This is a genomic window from Actinoplanes oryzae (genome assembly GCF_030757795.1).
Classification (GTDB): domain Bacteria; phylum Actinomycetota; class Actinomycetes; order Mycobacteriales; family Micromonosporaceae; genus Actinoplanes.
In genome coordinates, this window is sequence record NZ_JAUQWH010000343.1 from 1 (window position 1) to 1415 (window position 1415).

The 1415-nt window shown below is 71.4% G+C and carries 2 protein-coding genes and 1 pseudogene; all 3 read right to left on the minus strand.

The features are described 5' to 3' along the window. Positions 1-247, minus strand: a pseudogene (locus tag RBH18_RS43810) (hypothetical protein); the annotation flags it as partial. Between the two features lie 140 nt (positions 248-387). Beyond that, positions 388-897, minus strand: a complete 510-nt coding sequence (locus RBH18_RS43815; RefSeq protein WP_306216434.1) for an acyl-CoA thioesterase — start codon at positions 895-897, stop codon at positions 388-390. Positions 898-907: 10 nt separating this feature from the next. Then, positions 908-1415, minus strand: a 508-nt coding sequence (locus RBH18_RS43820; RefSeq protein ID WP_306216436.1) for a tetratricopeptide repeat protein, incomplete at its 5' end; no start/stop codon positions are given.

Sequence of the window (1415 nt, forward strand, 5' to 3'; positions counted from 1 at the left end):
GCATCATCACCGAGGTGACGTAGTGGCCGCCGTCCGAGCTGACCGTGTTCCAGGTGGTGCGGTCCTGCTCCTCGTAATAGACCAGGGTTCCGCCCGCCTTGGCCTCACCCTTGTTGCAGTCGAAGGGTGAGCCGGCGCAGGAGTCGAAGCCGAGCAGCTCGTCGTTCGGGTCGGCCTCACCCCCGCTGCAGGCGGCGAGTGCGAGCAGGGTGGCCGTCGCGATCACGGTCAGTCTGCGGATGGTCATCGTTCCCCTCCGGACGCCGGTGCGGAGTTGCAGTGTGAGCACATCCGACTGCAAAGAGTGCGGTCCGGAAAGATCATGGCATCGACTTGTGACTATCTCGTTACGCCATCTCCATCGATCGACTTCGCTGCAAGATCACCTCAGGCGCCGGCGCGGGCGTCCTGGATCGCCTTGCGGCGGGCGAGGCGGTGCTCGCGGCGGATCAGGGCCTCGCGGAAGCGGCGCTCGTCCTCCGGCGTCTCCGGCAGCACGGGCGGCACGTGGCGGGGGTGCCCGGCGGCGTCCACGCCGACGAAGACCAGGTAGGCGGTCACCACGGTCAGGGCCTCGGAGCCGGCCGTGTCCCAGCGCTCCGAGGTCACCCGGACGCCGACCTCCATCGACGTCGAGCCGGCCCAGTTGACCTGCGCGTACGCGTGGACGAGGTCACCCACCCGGACCGGCTCCAGGAAGACGATCTCGTCGATGGCCGCGGTGACGGCGGTGCCGCCGCTGTGCCGGGCGGCCGCGGCCCCGGCGACGTCGTCGACGAATTTCATCAGGTCGCCGCCGTGGACGGTGCCGTAGAGGTTGACGTCGGTCGCGGTCATGATCCGGCTGAGGGTGACGCGCGAGTGGGAGGTGGGACGGCCGTCCGGCAGCGCACTCATGATCGTTACGTTAGAGAGTGTCCAGGATCGCCGTGATGCGGGCCGCCTCGGACGAGCTCATCGAGGCCCAGAGCGCGTGCGCCAGCTCGTACTGGCGGCGGGCCTCGTCGGGGGCCGACCTGGCGCGGAAGGCGTGGCCCAGGCCTGTACGCGCACGGGCCTGCTGCTCGGGGTCGGTGACGTCGGGCTCGGCCGCGATGTCGTACGCGGCGGTGTGCTCCGCGATCGCGTCGGCGACCCGGCCCGCGACCAGCGCCGCCTCGCCGAGCCCGTTGTGCGCGCAGGCTTCGCCGTGCCGGTCGCCCAGCCGCCGGAAGATCGTCATCGCCTCCTGGTGGCGGGCGACCGCGAGGTCCGGCACGCCCCGGCCGGTCCACAGCGTGCCGAGGAAGTCGAGGGTCGACGCCTCGAAGGCGGCGTTGCGCAGCTCGCGGTCGAGGGCCAGCGCCCGGTCGAGGTGCCGCTCCGCCGCGTCGTAGCGGCCGAGCTTGACCTCCGCGCCGCCCAGGTTGCTGAGG

Excerpts from the sequence above, each read along its gene's own strand:
- RBH18_RS43815 (WP_306216434.1), bottom strand. The coding sequence starts at position 897 with ATGAGTGCGCTGCCGGACGGCCGTCCCACCTCCCACTCGCGCGTCACC.